Consider the following 15468-nt stretch of genomic DNA (forward strand, 5'->3'; position numbering starts at 1 on the left):
CGCCTCCCAAAATGATTCATGGAAAGTGGTCATACTGCACGGGTCATCTAGTACCTTCAAGGTATGATCGGCACTCTATCAACATGGGTTTGTAGATCTCGGCGCCGGAGACCTCCAGCAAGCGCTCGGCGTCGAGAAGCGATTGGAATGCCTCGGCATCATTCCGCAAATCAGAGTCCGACGCGCGGATCATACAGCGCAGCAACACGGCATGAAGCTCGCCGACGCGATCAGTCCGGCGCCGGGAAACGCTGATCGCTTCGCTCGAAATATCGAATGCGGCTTGCATGTCTCCCGCACGGTACAATGCTTCAGCCAGGTAGCCCAACATGCGGGCTTCGAACTCCAGGCCAGCTTTGGCTCGCCTCGAATACTCGATGGCCTCGCGAAAATCATAGGCCGCATGTGTCACGTCGCCGGCCGCGACCCGAGCGATGCCGGCCCCCGCCAATGCCTGCACCCGAAGATATGGTATCCCCGATGTTTCAGCGATCTGATGCAACTCGGCGGAATGCACCGCGGCATCCTCGGCCCGGCCGCCAGATCTGGCGAACTCGATGGCGGCAAAGTGGGGAATGAAGCGCACGACGGGAGCGAGCTGTTCGGCAGGAGCCTCCAGCAGTTCAGAAAGATGAATTTCGAGCTCTTCAAGTCGCCCGAGTTGAAACAGGATCCGGGCCTTGAGGCACCGGATCCAATATCCGACGTCGAAGCCCATGATCTGATTGGGGTTAAGGCCCAGGGTCACATCGCTGTCGAAGCCGCTTTGCTGCGTGATGGCCTCCTGCGCCGTCTCGGCCGCCGCAAGTGCCTCACGAACCCGCCCCGACAACAAATAGGCTTGCGCCAGCATGGCATTGACGGTGGCGTAGCGGCCGACGTCCCCTTCCTCCGAGGTCAGCTTGACGGCGTTCTGCATCAGGTTGACGTAATCATCGGCGGCGCCGGTCGACGCCAGCACCCGGCCATAGGCGCCGATCACCAGCGGCTCATGCATCTTGTCTGAGGAACGCGCATAGCGCAGCGCCTCCTCTGCGAATGGCTTGACCTCCTCGGCGGAAATGCCCTCGCGCCAGCCGACGTTGAGGATCTGTGCGCTGGCCAGAGCACGCAGGCGGTCGACGTGCTCCGATTGCGGCAACGCCTGAAGCATGGCGCGAATCTTCTTCCACAGCCGCAGCGCCTCGGCAGTGTTGGTGCGCCCGATCCAGCGCGCGGCGCGCTGCAGATGCTCGACAGCCTGCATAGTCTGTCCGGCAAACTCGTAATGCGAAGCGATCAGGGCTGCGAACTCGTCCTGACTGCCCCAATCGAGCGCCTCGATCGCCTTGGCCACCGCGACATGCACGTTGCTCAGCCGCGAACGCAGCTGCATCGCATAGGCCACCTCCTGGATCAGCGGGTGGCGGAAGGCGAGCACGCCCATGTCGAACGGAGGCAAGTCGTAGAGGAGATCGGCCTGCCGCAGCTGCGCGAGCGCGTCGAAAAGCTCAGCGTCGCCCAAGCCCATCACCGGCTTGAGCACCGCCAGCGCTACCGAACGGCCGATCACCGCGGCCGTCTCCAGCACACTCTTGGCCGCCTCGCCGAGGCGATCGATGCGCGCCGCGACGACGGCATGCACCGTGGGAGGCAGAGGAATCGGGCTGATGCCGCCCTTCAGGCGGTAGGCGCCGCGCTCGCCCTCGAAGCCGCCGCTCTCGGAAACGGCGCTGGCAAGTTCCTCGAGGAAGAACGGATTGCCCTGGGCGCGCTCGACGATGTCGCCGGCCAGCACCTCCAGCGACGGATCGTCGCCGAAGACGCCGCGCAGCAATTCGCGCGCTTCCGGAGAGGCGAGCGGAACGATGTGCAGCTCGTGGAACGGCGCCCGCTGCATGAACGCCGACGCAAAGCCAGGCCTGTAGTTGACGACCAGCAGCGTCTTGGTGCCGATCGTCGCCTCGGCCAGCGCCTCGACGAACTCCTCGCTCGCCTCGTCGATCCAATGCAGATCCTCGATCAGGATCACCATGGCGCTGTCGGCAGGCGCCGAGCGAAACAGGGTCTTGAACACGTTCAACAGGCGCGTCCTGAACACGCCGGGATCGAGGCGCAGCGCCGGCCGCGTTGGGTCCGCCAGACTCATGAAGTCGAGCAGCAGGACCAGCGCCGTATCGGGAACGCCGATCGCTTCCAGCTTCTCGACGACGCGCTGTCGCGACACTTCGACCGCCTCCTTCGGCCTGATACCGAAGAAATCGCGCAGCAGCTCGAGCACGGGCTGGAACGGCGTGGCGCGGCCGTGTGCGAGCACGCGCGCCTCGTAGACGCGAATGCCCTGACGGCGGCACTGCTCCGCGAACTCGAAGCACAGACGGCTCTTGCCGATGCCAGCCTCGCCGACGATCCCGACGACGGAGCCGCGCGCCGCCAGCACGTTGTCGAGCTCGCGTTCGAGGACGTCGAGCTGGGCATTGCGGCCGATGAGCGGCAGCAGGCGCTGCCCGCTGCGGAAGACATCGCTGGCCGGCGCGTTGAGGCGGCCGATCAGTTTGTAGATCGAGACGGGAGAGGCTATTCCGCGCACCGTGTGGGTGCCGAGCGGCTCGGCTTCCACGAATTGCCTGGCGCCTGCGTAGGTCTCCTTGCTGATCAGGATGGTGCCCGGCTCGGCCATGTGCTCGAGGCGGTTGGCCAGATGGACGTTGGCACCGGCGGCATCGTAGGTCTGGTACATGCTGTTTTCGACGACCTGGACGATCACCTCGCCGGTGTGCAGCCCGACGCGGACCTGCAGCCGCGGGTCGGCGAGGCGCGCGATCGAATCCTGCATCGCCAGGGCACCGAGACAGCCGCGGACCGCATGATCCTCATGCGGCACCGGGGCCCCGAACAGCGCCATGACGCCGTCGCCCTGGGTCTTGTTGACGACGCCGTCGTAACGGTGAACCGCCTCCTTCATGAGGTTGAGCACCGGGTCGAGCTGCTGCATGGCCAGTTCGGGATCGCCCAGGCTGTCGATCAGCTGGGTCGAATCGCGAATGTCCGCAAACAGGATGGTGAGACGCTTGCGTTCACCGCCCTTGCTGCTCAGCGTCCTCAGGACGCGTTGCGCGGCCTGGTCGGGCGGAGCCAGCCGGCCCGGCAGCGGTGAGCCGCATTGGCCGCAGAAGCGATTCGACGGGCTGTTCGTCTGACTGCACGCCTCACATTTGAGGCCGAGCGGCTCGCCGCAGAGTTCGCACGCGGCTCTCCCTGGCAAATTCTGCTTCCCGCATCGCGCGCATTCCATGGCCACTCCGTTCCCCAGCGGAACTGACTCATCCCATCACAACAGGGGGACTATGGAACTGCCACAATTTTCGCGGGAAACATAGCCTGAAGGATGGGCCCAAGATGGTCTCGAGATGGCACTGAGACCGGATCGACATCGGCAACTCTCATTGCGCGCCCTTCATGCCGCCTTTCAGCCCTGGCCCCGCTGTTGCTCCAGCGCCTGCCAGGCGATATCGCGGCGACAAAAACCATCGGGCCAACGGATGCGATCGACCGCCTGGTAGGCGCGCTCCTGGGCTTCGGCGACAGTCTTTCCGGAGGCGCAAACATTCAGCACACGACCGCCATTGGCAAGAATCGCACCGTCCTTCGCCACGGTGCCAGCGTGGAATATCTCCACGCCGTCGATTCGCGCGGCCTCGTCCAGACCTTCGATGACGCTGCCTTTCTCATAGTCGCCTGGATAGCCCTTCGCCGCCATGACCACGGTGACGGCGGCGTCAGGGAACCAGCGCAGGTCGAAATTCTTGAGCTGCCCGTCGCAGGCGGCCAGCATCGCTGGCACCAGGTCGGACATCATGCGCAGCATGAGCACCTGGCATTCCGGATCGCCGAAGCGGACATTGTATTCGAACAGCTTCGGTCCCTGGGCCGTCAGCATCAGGCCGGCATAGAGGATGCCCTTGAACGGCGTGCCGCGCGCATTCATGCCATCGATGGTCGGCAGGATGATCCGCGTCATGATCTGGTCATGAATCTCCTGCGTCACGAACGGCGTCGGCGAATAGGCGCCCATGCCGCCGGTGTTCGGTCCCTGGTCGTGATCGAAGACCCGCTTGTGGTCCTGCGCCGAGGCCAGCGGAATGGCAGTCTCGCCGTCGCAGAGCGCGAAGAACGAGACCTCGCGGCCCTCGAGAAATTCCTCGATCACCACCTCGGCGCCCGCGACGCCGAAGCCGCCATCGAACATCATCCTGACAGCGTCCTCGGCCTCGGCCAGCGTCTTGGCAACGACGACGCCCTTGCCCGCCGCCAGGCCGTCGGCCTTCACGACGATCGGCGCGCCGTGCTCGCGGACATAGGCCAGCGCCTCCGGGGCGTTGTCGAAGCGGCTATAGGCGCCGGTTGGAATGCCGTATTCGGCGCAGAGATCCTTGGTGAAGCCCTTGGAGCCTTCGAGCTGCGCCGCGAGCCTGCTCGGCCCGAAGATCTTGATCCCGGCGGCGCTCACATCATCGACGATGCCGGCGGCCAGCGGCGTCTCCGGCCCGACCACCACGAGATCGACCTTGTTCGCCCGGCAGAACTCGATGACCGCCGCATGGTTGGCCACGTCGAGCGCGACGCACTCGGCCTCCTTGGCGATTCCCGCATTGCCCGGGGCGCACCACAGCTTGGTGAGCAGTGGGGAACCGGCCATCTTCCAGGCGAGAGCGTGCTCGCGGCCGCCGGAGCCAATGAGGAGAATGTTCATGGTCGATGCCGTCGCAGAGGGGTGGGCCGATTTGGAGGCCCCAATTGCCCGGCCCTCGCAACAGAGTCAAATCATGGCTCGGGCGGCTTTGCGGCGGCTCCGGCGATGATCTCCTGCAGGCCCGCCACATGGCGGGCAAAGGCGGCCCTGCCGGAAGCGGCCAGCACCACCGTGGTCTGCGGCTTCTTGCCGACGAAGGCCTTGTCCACGGTGACGTAGCCGGCGCGGGCCAGCGTCTCGATATGAGCGCCGAGATTGCCGTCGGTCGCCCCCGTCAGCTTCTTCAGCCGGACGAATTCGAGGCCCGTGCCGGCAGGCAGCGCATTCAGGGCGGCCATGATCTTGAGCCGCAGCGGCTGATGGATGATCTCGTCGAGCTCGGCCAACGCGTCAGCTCCGCCGCATCCAGAGCCCGCCGACGATCAGCCCGACGCCGTTGACGACAGCCATCCACAGCGGAAACGCGACGCCGACATAGAGGTAGCCGATCAGTGTCAGCGCGGTGACGCACAGCCCGAACACCGTGAATGCGATGCCGAACCACAGGCCGGCGAGGCCGTAGAACAGCATGAAATAGACCGGCCAGAACGCGCCCATCTCCCGCGGTCCGAAATGGCCAATGGTCTCGACGAAGAAGCCGAACGCAAAGAACATGACGAAGGCGAGCAGCGCGCGCAGATCGAAGCTACGCACGCCGGAGCGGGCCTTCTCCATTGCACCCAGCAGGACCGATCCGCCGATGCCCAGCAGATAGACCGCGAGCCAGGCCTTCTCGGCGTAGACCGGCGTCAGATAGGTGACGAGATTGCCGGCAAAGACCAAAGCGCCCCACAGGATCATCAGCAGGCTGGCGAGCCTGTAGATCTGCGACTGGCGCACGCGCCGGGTGACGTCCTCGATCTCGCTCAGCGCACGCGCCGCTTCCAGGCTGTCGATCATGCGGATTGAACCTCTAGCGCGTGGCCACATCCTCGGCGATCGCACTGACGGCCTGCGGCGCCGACACTATCTCCATGTGATTGACGCCAGCGATCAGCTTGACGTCAACCGCGGGCGCGACCGCATGCACGGCGTCGGCATATTTGTCGGCCAGCATCAGTTCGTCGGCAGCGCCGGCGATTACGCTCACCGGGTGCTTCGCGGCGGTGAGATCGGCCTTGTAGCCGGCGGTCGCGAAATTGCGCAGCAGGCGGTAGCTGTAGGTCGAGGCGACGTATTTTTCCGCGTTCGGCCTGACCGCAAAGGCCAGCGCGGGCAGCGCCTCGCAGCACGGCAGACCGACGCGGCTCAGAAATGCCAAAGCGAGAATGCGCGGAATGTCGGGGCTGGCCCAGCCGCCCGAATTGTCGCGATTGGTCGGCGCATCGTAGCCGAGATACGGCGCCAGCAGCACGGTGCGCGCGAACAGATCCTGGATCGGTGCGCCGGCGGCACGCAACGCGAAGCCGCCGCCCGCCGAATGCCCGAGCAGCACGATCGGCTGGGCCGGCACCGACCTCCGGACCTCCGCGAAGAGATCCGCGAGATCATCCTCGAGCTGGCCGAAATAGCCGATGTCGCCGCGGGTGCCGGAGCCGCCATGGCCGCGAATGTCGGGCGCGAAGGTCTCGACGCCCCGCGCCGCCAATCCGTCGGCCAGGGCATGCACGGCCACGCTGGAGCCGGAGGAGCCGTGCACCAGGATCGCAACCTTGCCCACCGCCGACGCCCGAGCCGGGTAATGTCGATAGGCCAGCTCGGTGCCGTCGCGGGCGCTGAAGCGCTGCAAGGCCGGCATGGTGCTGCGGTCGACCCGGGCGACGGTCTCCGAGATCGACTTGAGCTCGGGCGGATGCACCAGAGGCGTGCCGATCATCGCGGCCAGAACCAAAGCCATCGCCCCAGTCAGACCAATCCCCCAACCCAAGAGCCGACGCACGATCTTGACGCCTCTCCACATCGCTTCCGCTCCCCTAAGCTCAATTCATTAGAGTACTCTGTAGAACAGAGTTATCGAAAAGGCAACCGCTCGATTGGCGGTGAGCGCGGAAAGCCCCTACCTTGGCGGCTGCTCCCCCAACCGAATCAGCCAGCGATGCCGCCTGCGGAAGCCCTGCCCAACGCGCCCGAATTCACCGTCTCCGAGCTGTCCTCCGCGCTGAAACGCACGGTCGAGGACCAGTTCGGCCACGTCCGGGTGCGCGGCGAGATCACCGGTTTTCGCGGGCCGCATTCGTCGGGCCATTGCTATTTCGCGCTCAAGGACGAGAGCGCCAAGATCGAGGCGGTGATCTGGAAGGGCGTGCACGGCCGCATGCGCTTCAAGCCCCAGGAGGGGCTCGAGGTCATCGCGACCGGCAAGCTCACCACCTACCCGAACTCGTCGAAGTATCAGATCGTCATCGAGGCGCTGGAGCCGGCCGGCATCGGCGCGCTGATGGCGCTGATGGAGGAGCGCAAGCGCAAGCTCGGGGCCGAGGGGCTGTTCGATCCGGCGCGCAAGCAGCTGCTGCCGTGGCTTCCCGAGGTGATCGGCGTCGTCACCTCGCCGACCGGCGCGGTCATCCGCGACATCCTGCACCGGCTCGAGGACCGCTTTCCCCGCCGCGTGCTGGTGTGGCCCGTCAAGGTGCAGGGCGATGGCTCGGCCGAGCAGGTCGCGGCCGCGATCCGCGGCTTCAATGACCTGCCGGAGGACGGTCCCATCCCTCGCCCCGACGTGCTGATCGTCGCGCGCGGCGGCGGCTCGCTGGAGGATCTCTGGTCGTTCAACGAGGAGATCGTGGTCCGCGCCGCGGCGGACAGCATGATCCCGCTGATCTCGGCGGTCGGCCACGAGACCGACGTGACGCTGATCGACTTCGCGGCCGACAAGCGCGCGCCGACGCCGACGGCTGCTGCAGAAATGGCCGTCCCCGTCCGCAGCGAGCTGATGCAGGCGGTCGCGAGTCTGGCGCGCCGCGTCGGCGTCTGCTGGCAGCGCAGCCAGGAGAGCCGCCGCAACGAGCTGCGCGCCGCAGCGCGAGCGCTGCCCGGCGCGGCCGAGCTGCTCGCGATCCCGAGGCAGCGGCTGGACTCGGCGGCCGCAAGCCTGCCGCGCGCGCTCAAGACCAACACGCATGTCCATTTCCGCCAGTTCGCGGCGGCCAGCGCCAAGCTCACCTTGCGCGTGCTGCACGGGCAGATCGCACAGGCCGATCACCGCCTCGTCGTGTCCTCCGAGCGGCTGTCGCTGTCCGCACGGGCCTTGTTGCATCGGCGGCGCGAACGCTTCGACGCCCTCGATGCCCGCTTCAAGGCCTCGCGTCTTGCCTATGCACAGGCCAAGCGGCAGGCGATCGCGCGCGAGCGCGACCGCACCGAGCGGCTGGCCGACCGTGCCAGCCGTGCGCTGACGACGTCGATCTCGCGGCTCTCGGCGCGCGTCGACCATGCCGGCCAGCTGCTGACCGCGTTGTCCTATCGCAGCGTGCTCGCGCGGGGCTTTGCACTGGTGCGCGACGAGGCCGGTCACCCGCTGCATCAGGCGGCGAGCATCGGGCCGAACGCCGCACTGTTGATCGAGTTCGCCGATGGCGTCGTCGCAGCGACAGCCGGTGCCGAACGCCCTGCGCCATCAGCAGCGCCGGCGGCACCGAAGCCGGCGCGCGAAGGCAAACCGGCGAGCTCGAAGCGCACGCCCGATCCCGCCGATCAGGGCAGCCTGTTCTGAGGACGCGTCAGCGCGCCAGCCAGTCCGACACCAGCTTCCGCGCATCGGCGCGCGCTTCGGGATCGGAGCCGACATGGCCACGCTCCGGCGCGGCCGCATCGGCGCCGGCCACCTGATGAAACGGCAGATTGATGCGGTCGAAATCGTGATAGGCGCCGGGATAGACGACGATGCGCGTCAGCGCGCTGCGGCCGCGCGCGCCGTCGATCATCTGCCGGCAAGCCGGCGGCGAATAGACGTCATCCAGACCGCCGATCAGGATCAAGGTCGGGACGCGTGCGCTCCAGCCGAGTCCCGATGAGGCGCGGCAATCCGGATAGAAGGCGACAGCCGAACGAAAGTCCGGCGAGACGTGCTCCGGCAATTGCGGCCGCACGGCCCATAGCAGCGCGCTGGCGCCGCTGGCCCAGCCGACCAGGCTGATGCGGTCCGGCATGGCCCAGGACTGCTGGGTCAGCCATTTCTGCGCGATCACGATATCGGCGACCCGCTCCCGGCGTCCGCTGATGCGCCGGTCCTTGACGCGGCACTGCGGTCCCAGCCCGCGCGAGGCGTAGCTGTCCGGCAGCAGCACCGCCTTGCCATCCTTGACCAGGTCCGCGGCCCAGTCCCGATAGCGGGGCTGCACGGGGTCGGAGCGTCCGGCCAGGCCACCGCACCCATGCAGCGCGATCACCGTCGGGAACGGTCCCGGCCCGTTCGGCCTGTAGAGCTGCGCATGCAGCACATAGCCTCCGGACGGAATCTCGATGGCAATCGGTGCCGGCAGCGACCCGGCAGAGGCCGGGAATGCCGTGGCGCAGAGCAGGGAGACGACGACGGCGACGAGGGAGCGCATCAAACCAGCCGGGCGGGACGAGCGGCGGACAGAATGAAATCTAGCTAGCACGGAGCATCTCGCCGAAGCATCACAAATCAGTGGGTTTGCGGAAGCGACAGGGGGCCCCATCTATGCTAGGAAACCGCTCCGAAATGGCGGTGTCGTGCGTCTGTTGGCGCGCGTGGATTGGAGATTGCGGACGTGCTCAACAAGTTCGGTCCCTCGGGTCAGGGGGAAGCGCAGGTGCAGTATCTGGACGGTGATTTCCGCGTGATCTCGCCAGGAAGCTACGTGCGCTGCGCCGTGACCGATGCACGCATCCCGCTCGACGAGCTGAAATATTGGAGCGTCGACCTGCAGGAAGCCTACGCGCTGCCGAGTGCGGTGCTGCAGCGGCATTATCCGGGCGCCCTGAAGGCGGGTGGCTGAGACATCCGTGCGGTGGAAAGCCGCTGCGTGACCAAGCTGCGCAGCGCCGGCAGGTCGCTGAACTCCAGCGTGACCGGGAATGCCGTGATCGCCAAGTCGCGTTGCTTCGCCCCGCTGACGCGCAGCCGCGCGAAATCCTTCTCCGTCGTCACGAGGCTGAGCCCATCGCGCTTCGCGGCCTTGACCAGGGCCCCGATATCGTCCGCCGTGAACGGATGATGATCGGCAAACGCCTGCTCCGCCTTGATGTCGAGCCCGCTGGCACGCAGCGTCCGGAAGAAGCGTTGGGGATCGCCGATGCCGGCAAAGGCCAGGATCGGCCGCCCTATCAGTGCCGCCACGACCTGCGGATCGGGCTGCAGCCGAGCCCTGAACACCGGCTTTCCGGCTGCCGCGACGCGTGAAGCAACGGCCTCGCTTGCGTCGCCCTCGCCGACCACGACGAGCGCGTCGGTGCGCGAGAGCTGCGGCGGCAGCGGCGCCCTCAGGGGCCCGCCGGGAAACACGCGGCCATTGCCGAGCCCGCGGACGCCGTCGAGCATGATCAGCGCGAGATCCTTGGCGATTGAAGGATTCTGAAAGCCGTCGTCCATCAGGACGACGGAGGCGCCCTGCGCCTTGACCAGCCCGATGCCTTCGGCGCGATTGCGCGACACCACCACGGGCACGCGGGCTGCCATCATCAGCGGCTCGTCACCGACATCGCCGGCGTCATGAGCGGCCGGATCGACCAGCACCGGCCCACGCAGCCGGCCGCCATAGCCGCGGCTCAGCACCACCGGCTGCTCGCCGAGCTCGCGCAGCAGATCGGTCAGCGCCAGCACGGTCGGTGTCTTGCCGGCGCCGCCGACATGGTAGTTGCCGACGCAGATCACAGGCACGCCGGCGTTGACGCCCGCCTGCGTCATACGCCGCGCAGCCACGGCGCCGTAGAGCAGCGAGATCGGAGACAGCAGACGCGATTGCCAGGATCGGGGCCGATGCCAGAAGGCCGGCTCACGCATCGCCGGCGGCTCCCATCTCCAGCCTGATCTGCAGCAGATACGGCTCCAGCGCGGACATCGTCCGCTCCAGCGCGCCGCCGAGCTGATCGACGACGCCGGCGCCTGCGGCGACGAGGTCGTTGCAGGCCTCGGGCTCGGCGAGCAGCTGCCTGAGCTGCCGCACCAGCGCGTCCGGATCATGCGCGAGCCGCGCACCGGCCGCCTTGTCCAGCGCCTCGTAGACGTCCGTGAAGTTGAAGACGTGCGGTCCATGCACGATGGCGGCGCCGAGCTTCACGGCCTCGATCGGATTCTGGCCGCCATGCTCGACCAGCGAGCCGCCCATGAAGACGACAGGTGCGAGCCGATAGAACAGGCCGAGCTCGCCCATCGTATCGGCGACGTAGACATCCGTTCCGGCGAGCGGCTGCTCTTCCCGCGAGCGCAAGGCGCCCTGCAAGCCCGCGCCGGCGACGAGCTCGGCGATGCCGGGACCGCGATGCGGATGACGCGGCACGATCACGGAGAGCAGCGACGGATGCGATCGACGCAAGGCCTTGTGGGCCGCAATCAGGATCTCGTCCTCGCCGGGATGGGTCGACGCCGCAACGACCACCGGGCGGCCCCGCGTCATCGCGGTGAGCCGGTCCAGCTTGGCCGGATCGGCAGGCGGGGCCGGCACGTCGAGCTTGAGATTGCCGGTGGCGACCACGTTGCGCGCGCCGAGCGCTGAAAACCGCTCGGCATCGGCCTGCGACTGCGCGAGGCAGATGTCGAAGCGGCCCAGCAGGGCGGAGATCGTGCCGGCCATGCGGCGCCAGCGCGCGAACGAGCTCGGCGACATGCGCCCGTTGATGACGACCATCGGAACCCGCCGGGAGGCACCAGCCAGGATCAGGTTGGGCCAGAGGTCGGACTCGATGAAGAGCCCGATCGAGGGACGCCAGTGATCGAGAAACCGCTCCACGAAGCGCGGCGTGTCGTAGGGCACGTATTGGTGGATCACGTCGGGCGGAAATCGCTTGGCGACGATCGCGGCCGACGTCACCGTGCCGGACGTGAGAAGGATGCGGATGTTCAGCGCGCGCAGCCGCTCGATGAGGGCCGCCGCCGCCAGCACCTCGCCGACGCTGGCGCCATGGATCCAGACCAGAGGTCCGTGCGGGCGGGTATCATGGCTGAGGCCACGCCGCTCGTCGGTCCGCTCCGGATCCTCCTTGCCATGCTTGAGCCGCTGCCTGATCAAGGCCGGCGCAAGCGGGACCGCAGCCGAGGACAACCCGCGGTAGACGCGCAGGGCCATCGGCAACGGGCTAGCCACTGGACGCTCCCGACACCGGCGGCGGACAGGCCTCGGGACGGCCGACGATCTCGTAGGCGCGGCGCATGCATTCGTTCAGCGTCGCCTCGAGGTCGAGACGCGCCTGTTCCATCATCGCGGCGTCGGCATCACGCGGCACGTTGATTTCCTTGATTCCCACCAATGCGCCGCGGCCGAATGGCAAATTGATGGTGGTGCTGTCCCAGTTCTTCAAGCGGATGAAGCGGCTCGTGACCATCGCGAAGGGCATGATCGGACGTCCTGACTCACGCGCGAGCATGATGATGCCGAGACCCGCAATCCGCGCGCGCTTCGGCACATCGGCGGTCGATGCCACGTTATAGTTGTCTTCCAGCGCCCGCACCATCTCCTTGAACGCCCCCACCCCGCCTTTCCGGTGGAAGGAGCCGCCATGATCCCCGGAGCCGCGGATGGTTCCAATGCCGAGGCGCTCGGCCGCGATCGCATTGAACTCACCGTCGCGATGCCTGGAGATCAGCACCTTGGCGCGATAGCTCGGCTTGTTCTTGATGAAAGGAGTCAGCAGATGCTGACCGTGCCAGAACGCGAAGATCGCCGGCATCTGCGGCTCGACGATGTCGTAGACATCGCCCGGCTCATAGGTGAAGCGGTTGGTGAGCCACACGAGCCGCAGGTACTCGGCCGCGAGGAACCCGACGGCGCGCTGGAACCAGCCGCTGCGCAGCGTATTGCGGATCAGATGTTTCAAGTGGCGCGCTTTGCGTCTTACTTCGCATCCTGACCGGGATCGAGCAGCCGGTGCAGGTGAACGATGAAATAGCGCATGTGGGCGTTGTCGACCGTCATCTGCGCCTTGGCTCGCCAGGCGGCGTGGGCCGCCGCGTAGTTGGGGTAGACGCCGACGATGTCCACCTTGTCGAGATCCTTGAACTCGTTCTTGTCGAGGTTGACGAGCTCGCCGCCGATCACGAGGTGAAGGAGCTGCTGCGAGGCGCTATCTGTCATCGGGTCCGTTCCTAATCAGCGCCTTGCAGGCGACGTGGAGGGTGCAATCCCAGAGGGCATTCAGTCCGGTGGTAACCTGCGGTATTGCGCGACGATATCAGCATGTCGATCGCAGCCCGCTGCCACCAGCACCCCGTGCACCACTTCCGGACGATTATAGAGGATCGTCTCGCCGGACAACGCGGTCATTTTACCTCCCGCTTCCTGCACGATCAGATGAGCCGCCGCAAGATCCCAATCGCGGCTTTGTCCGCCTGCAAAAGCGGCATCGAGAGCGCCATGCGAGACCCGGCACAGGCGAAGCGCCAGCGAGCCGATTCGCGGGTGAAGCTCAAGCCGGGTCGAACCTGGTGCCAGCCTTTCGACCAGCGGTTTGGGACCGGCCACGCGGGAGAAATCGAGCGCGGTGCCCTGGCTGGCGCGAACGCACCGATCATTGAGCGTGGTGCCCTGCCCCTGCTCCGCGAAGAAAAATTCCTGGGTCACCGGGGCATAGACCGCGGCCAGTACCGGAGCATTGTCCTCGACCAAGGCGACGCTCACGCACCAATCGTTGCGGCTGCCGAGATAGGACCGCGTGCCATCGATCGGATCGACGATCCAGACCCGGCGGTGACCGAGCCGGGCGCGGTCGTCGGCGCTCTCCTCGGACAGCCAGCCATAGTCGGGTGTTGCCGATCGCAGTCTGCGCTCGAGCAGCTCATTGACCGCCATGTCGGCTTCCGAGACGGGGGACGAGGCCCCCTTGGTCCATTTGCGCAGCTCTGTGCCGAACATCGCGTGCGCCAACTCGCCGGCTTCGCGCACCGCCTGCCTCAGCAGCCCGGCATCTGCCGAAAGGCTGGTCTCACCGGATGTCTCGATCTCACCGTCCGCCAAGCGTCAACCCTTCGATGCGCACCGTCGGCGCATTGACGCCATAGCGGAATTCCAGATCGCTGGCCGGGGTCATCGACTTGAAGATCTCGAACAGGTGACCTGCGATCGTCACCTCGCTCACGGCATAGCCGATCTCGCCATTCTCGATCCAGAAGCCGGAGGCGCCGCGGCTGTAGTCGCCGGTCACGCCGTTGACGCCGGAGCCGATCAGGTCGGTGACGTAGAAGCCCTGCTTGATGTCGGAGATGAGCTCCTTGGCGGTCACGACTCCGGCCTCGAGATGCAGATTGAACGGACCCGGCGACGGCGACGACGACACGCCGCGATGCGCATGGCCGGTGGTCACCAGGCCGAGCTCGCGGGCGGTGCCGGAATCCAACAGCCAGGTCGTCAGCACGCCGTCATCGACCAGCGCCGTCTGCTTCACCTTCACGCCTTCGGCGTCGAACGGCTGCGAGCGCAGGCCGCGCCGGCGCAGCGGATCGTCGATGATGCGGATGCCCTTGGCGAACAGCTGCGCGCCGAGCTTATCCTTGAGGAAGCTGGTCTTGCGCGCGATCGACGCGCCGTTGATGGCGCCGACGAGATGGCCGACCAGCGAGCCGGAGACGCGGGGATCGAACACCACGGGCACCTGGCAGGTGGCGACCTTGCGCGGATTGGCGCGTGCCACCGCGCGCTCGCCGGCGCTGCGCCCGACGGCCGCGGGCGCCAGCAGGTCGGCGCCATGGGGTGCGGCCGTGTAGTCGTAGTCGCGCTCCATCCCGGTGCCTTCGCCCGAGATCGCCGTCGTCGAAATGCTCTGGCTCGAGCGCAGATAGGCGCCGTGAAAACCGTCGCTCGTGACCAGCACCATGCCGCCGATGCCGGCCGAGGCGGACGCGCCGCCGGACTTGGTGACGCCCTTGACCGCGACCGCCGCGGCCTCGGCCTCCTGCGCACGCCGCTCCAGCTCCGCGGTCGAGGGAATTGTGGGGTCGAGCAGATCGAGCTCGGGAATATCGCGCGCCAGCAGCGCGGGATCGGCGAGCCCGACAAATTTGTCGTCAGGCGCAACGCGCGCCATCGCCACCGCTCGCTCGGCGAGCCGCGCCACGCCGTCGCCGCTGACATCGTTGGTCGACACCACGGCCTGGCGCCTGCCGACGAGCACCCGCAGGCCGACATCGTCGCCTTCGGAACGTTCGGATTCCTCCACGCGTCCGTCCCGCACCTCGACGCCTTGCGAGACGCCACGCACCGCGATCGCGTCGGCGGCATCGGCGCCGGCCTTGCGCGCGGCCTCCACGAGCCGCTCGGCAAGCGTTCTCAGGGCAGACTGATCGAGCAGATCTGATTGGGCGGAGGTCGATGATGCGGCTGAAGGGGAAGAGGTCACGAACACAATCCGATCGATGTCAGGTGGGCGGCGAAGACGGCTCAATCCAAACGAAATGTGGCCTGTTCACGCCGACTTCAAGCAGCACGGCAGACATCACATCGGATTGTCGGCAAGTCGGCAAGGTCTCGTCAATCATGCGGGGCAAGCGCTTGTCAATCATGACGGTAAGAGGGTCATGCGTGAGGTCTGATTAACCAGGCTTCTTAAGCTGATACGGGCGAGGCGCGTGGCAAGGTCTCACGCAT

At 66.7% G+C, this 15468-nt stretch carries 14 protein-coding genes; 2 read left to right on the forward strand and 12 right to left on the reverse strand.

The genetic code is table 11. The features are described from left to right. Positions 1 to 43 precede the first annotated feature (43 nt). From QX108_RS25885 to QX108_RS25905, 5 genes are all read right to left on the reverse strand, one after another. Entirely contained in the window at positions 44 to 3274 is a 3231-nt protein-coding gene (locus tag QX108_RS25885; protein ID WP_315784486.1) for an adenylate/guanylate cyclase domain-containing protein, read from the reverse strand. Positions 3275 to 3448: 174 nt separating this feature from the next. After that, entirely contained in the window at positions 3449 to 4732 is a 1284-nt protein-coding gene (purD, locus tag QX108_RS25890) for a phosphoribosylamine--glycine ligase (protein WP_315784484.1), read from the reverse strand. 71 nt (positions 4733 to 4803) lie between these two features. After that, on the reverse strand, positions 4804 to 5118 hold the full coding sequence (locus tag QX108_RS25895) for a transcriptional regulator (RefSeq protein ID WP_315721785.1): 315 nt from the start codon (positions 5116 to 5118) through the stop codon (positions 4804 to 4806). A 4-nt stretch (positions 5119 to 5122) separates the two neighbouring features. After that, positions 5123 to 5671, reverse strand: a complete 549-nt coding sequence (locus QX108_RS25900) for a hypothetical protein (RefSeq protein WP_315784482.1) — start codon at positions 5669 to 5671, stop codon at positions 5123 to 5125. Positions 5672 to 5684: 13 nt separating this feature from the next. After that, complete coding sequence (locus QX108_RS25905; RefSeq protein WP_315784480.1) at positions 5685 to 6608, reverse strand: alpha/beta hydrolase; 924 nt, start codon at positions 6606 to 6608, stop codon at positions 5685 to 5687. A gap of 198 nt (positions 6609 to 6806) precedes the next feature. Here QX108_RS25905 and xseA point away from each other — a divergent pair, with 198 nt between their 5' ends. Beyond that, the gene (gene xseA / locus QX108_RS25910) at positions 6807 to 8423 is read left to right on the forward strand and encodes an exodeoxyribonuclease VII large subunit (RefSeq protein WP_315784478.1); all 1617 of its coding nucleotides are present in this window, start codon (positions 6807 to 6809) and stop codon (positions 8421 to 8423) included. A gap of 7 nt (positions 8424 to 8430) precedes the next feature. On the opposite strand, the gene QX108_RS25915 is transcribed toward xseA, so the two are convergent. Next, positions 8431 to 9261 carry a dienelactone hydrolase family protein gene (locus QX108_RS25915; RefSeq protein ID WP_315784476.1) on the reverse strand — a complete coding sequence of 277 codons (831 nt, stop codon included), beginning with the start codon at positions 9259 to 9261 and terminating at the stop codon, positions 8431 to 8433. A gap of 183 nt (positions 9262 to 9444) precedes the next feature. Between QX108_RS25915 and QX108_RS25920 the strand changes: the two genes are divergently transcribed. Next, the gene (locus QX108_RS25920) at positions 9445 to 9672 is read left to right on the forward strand and encodes a DUF2093 domain-containing protein (protein WP_172112467.1); all 228 of its coding nucleotides are present in this window, start codon (positions 9445 to 9447) and stop codon (positions 9670 to 9672) included. Here the strand turns inward: QX108_RS25920 and lpxK are convergent. Genes lpxK through QX108_RS25950 form a run of 6 tightly spaced genes read right to left on the reverse strand, consistent with a single transcriptional unit; the run spans position 9642 to position 15220 of the window. Next, positions 9642 to 10676 carry a tetraacyldisaccharide 4'-kinase gene (lpxK, locus tag QX108_RS25925; protein ID WP_315784474.1) on the reverse strand — a complete coding sequence of 345 codons (1035 nt, stop codon included), beginning with the start codon at positions 10674 to 10676 and terminating at the stop codon, positions 9642 to 9644. The two genes, QX108_RS25920 and lpxK, sit on opposite strands and share 31 nt — an antisense overlap. Further along, on the reverse strand, positions 10669 to 11976 hold the full coding sequence (locus tag QX108_RS25930) for a 3-deoxy-D-manno-octulosonic acid transferase (RefSeq protein WP_315784472.1): 1308 nt from the start codon (positions 11974 to 11976) through the stop codon (positions 10669 to 10671). The genes lpxK and QX108_RS25930 overlap by 8 nt, the downstream gene beginning before the upstream one ends. Next, entirely contained in the window at positions 11969 to 12706 is a 738-nt protein-coding gene (locus QX108_RS25935) for a lysophospholipid acyltransferase family protein (protein WP_315721791.1), read from the reverse strand. Before QX108_RS25935 ends, QX108_RS25930 begins: the two co-directional genes overlap by 8 nt. A 17-nt stretch (positions 12707 to 12723) precedes the next feature. Beyond that, on the reverse strand, positions 12724 to 12963 hold the full coding sequence (locus QX108_RS25940; protein ID WP_008961403.1) for a DUF4170 domain-containing protein: 240 nt from the start codon (positions 12961 to 12963) through the stop codon (positions 12724 to 12726). Positions 12964 to 13023: 60 nt separating this feature from the next. Continuing rightward, positions 13024 to 13842 (reverse strand): 3'(2'),5'-bisphosphate nucleotidase CysQ, encoded by an 819-nt coding sequence (locus QX108_RS25945; protein ID WP_315784470.1) that lies wholly within the window; start codon positions 13840 to 13842, stop codon positions 13024 to 13026. Beyond that, a complete protein-coding gene (locus QX108_RS25950; RefSeq protein ID WP_315784468.1) occupies positions 13829 to 15220 on the reverse strand; it encodes a TldD/PmbA family protein in 1392 nt (463 codons plus the stop codon). The genes QX108_RS25945 and QX108_RS25950 overlap by 14 nt, the downstream gene beginning before the upstream one ends. Between the last annotated feature and the right edge of the window lie 248 nt (positions 15221 to 15468).

Source organism: Bradyrhizobium sp. SZCCHNR1002, from assembly GCF_032381435.1.
GTDB classification, from domain to species: Bacteria; Pseudomonadota; Alphaproteobacteria; order Rhizobiales; family Xanthobacteraceae; genus Bradyrhizobium; species Bradyrhizobium aeschynomenes.

Bases quoted from the DNA above. Each gene is read 5' to 3' on its own strand.
- QX108_RS25885 (WP_315784486.1), bottom strand. From the start codon at position 3,274: ATGGAATGCGCGCGATGCGGGAAGCAGAATTTGCCAGGGAGAGCCGCG.
- purD (WP_315784484.1), bottom strand. From the start codon at position 4,732: ATGAACATTCTCCTCATTGGCTCCGGCGGCCGCGAGCACGCTCTCGCC.
- QX108_RS25900 (WP_315784482.1), bottom strand. From the start codon at position 5,671: ATGATCGACAGCCTGGAAGCGGCGCGTGCGCTGAGCGAGATCGAGGAC.
- QX108_RS25905 (WP_315784480.1), bottom strand. From the start codon at position 6,608: ATGGCTTTGGTTCTGGCCGCGATGATCGGCACGCCTCTGGTGCATCCG.
- xseA (WP_315784478.1), top strand. From the start codon at position 6,807: ATGCCGCCTGCGGAAGCCCTGCCCAACGCGCCCGAATTCACCGTCTCC.
- QX108_RS25915 (WP_315784476.1), bottom strand. From the start codon at position 9,261: ATGCGCTCCCTCGTCGCCGTCGTCGTCTCCCTGCTCTGCGCCACGGCA.
- lpxK (WP_315784474.1), bottom strand. From the start codon at position 10,676: ATGCGTGAGCCGGCCTTCTGGCATCGGCCCCGATCCTGGCAATCGCGT.
- QX108_RS25940 (WP_008961403.1), bottom strand. From the start codon at position 12,963: ATGACAGATAGCGCCTCGCAGCAGCTCCTTCACCTCGTGATCGGCGGC.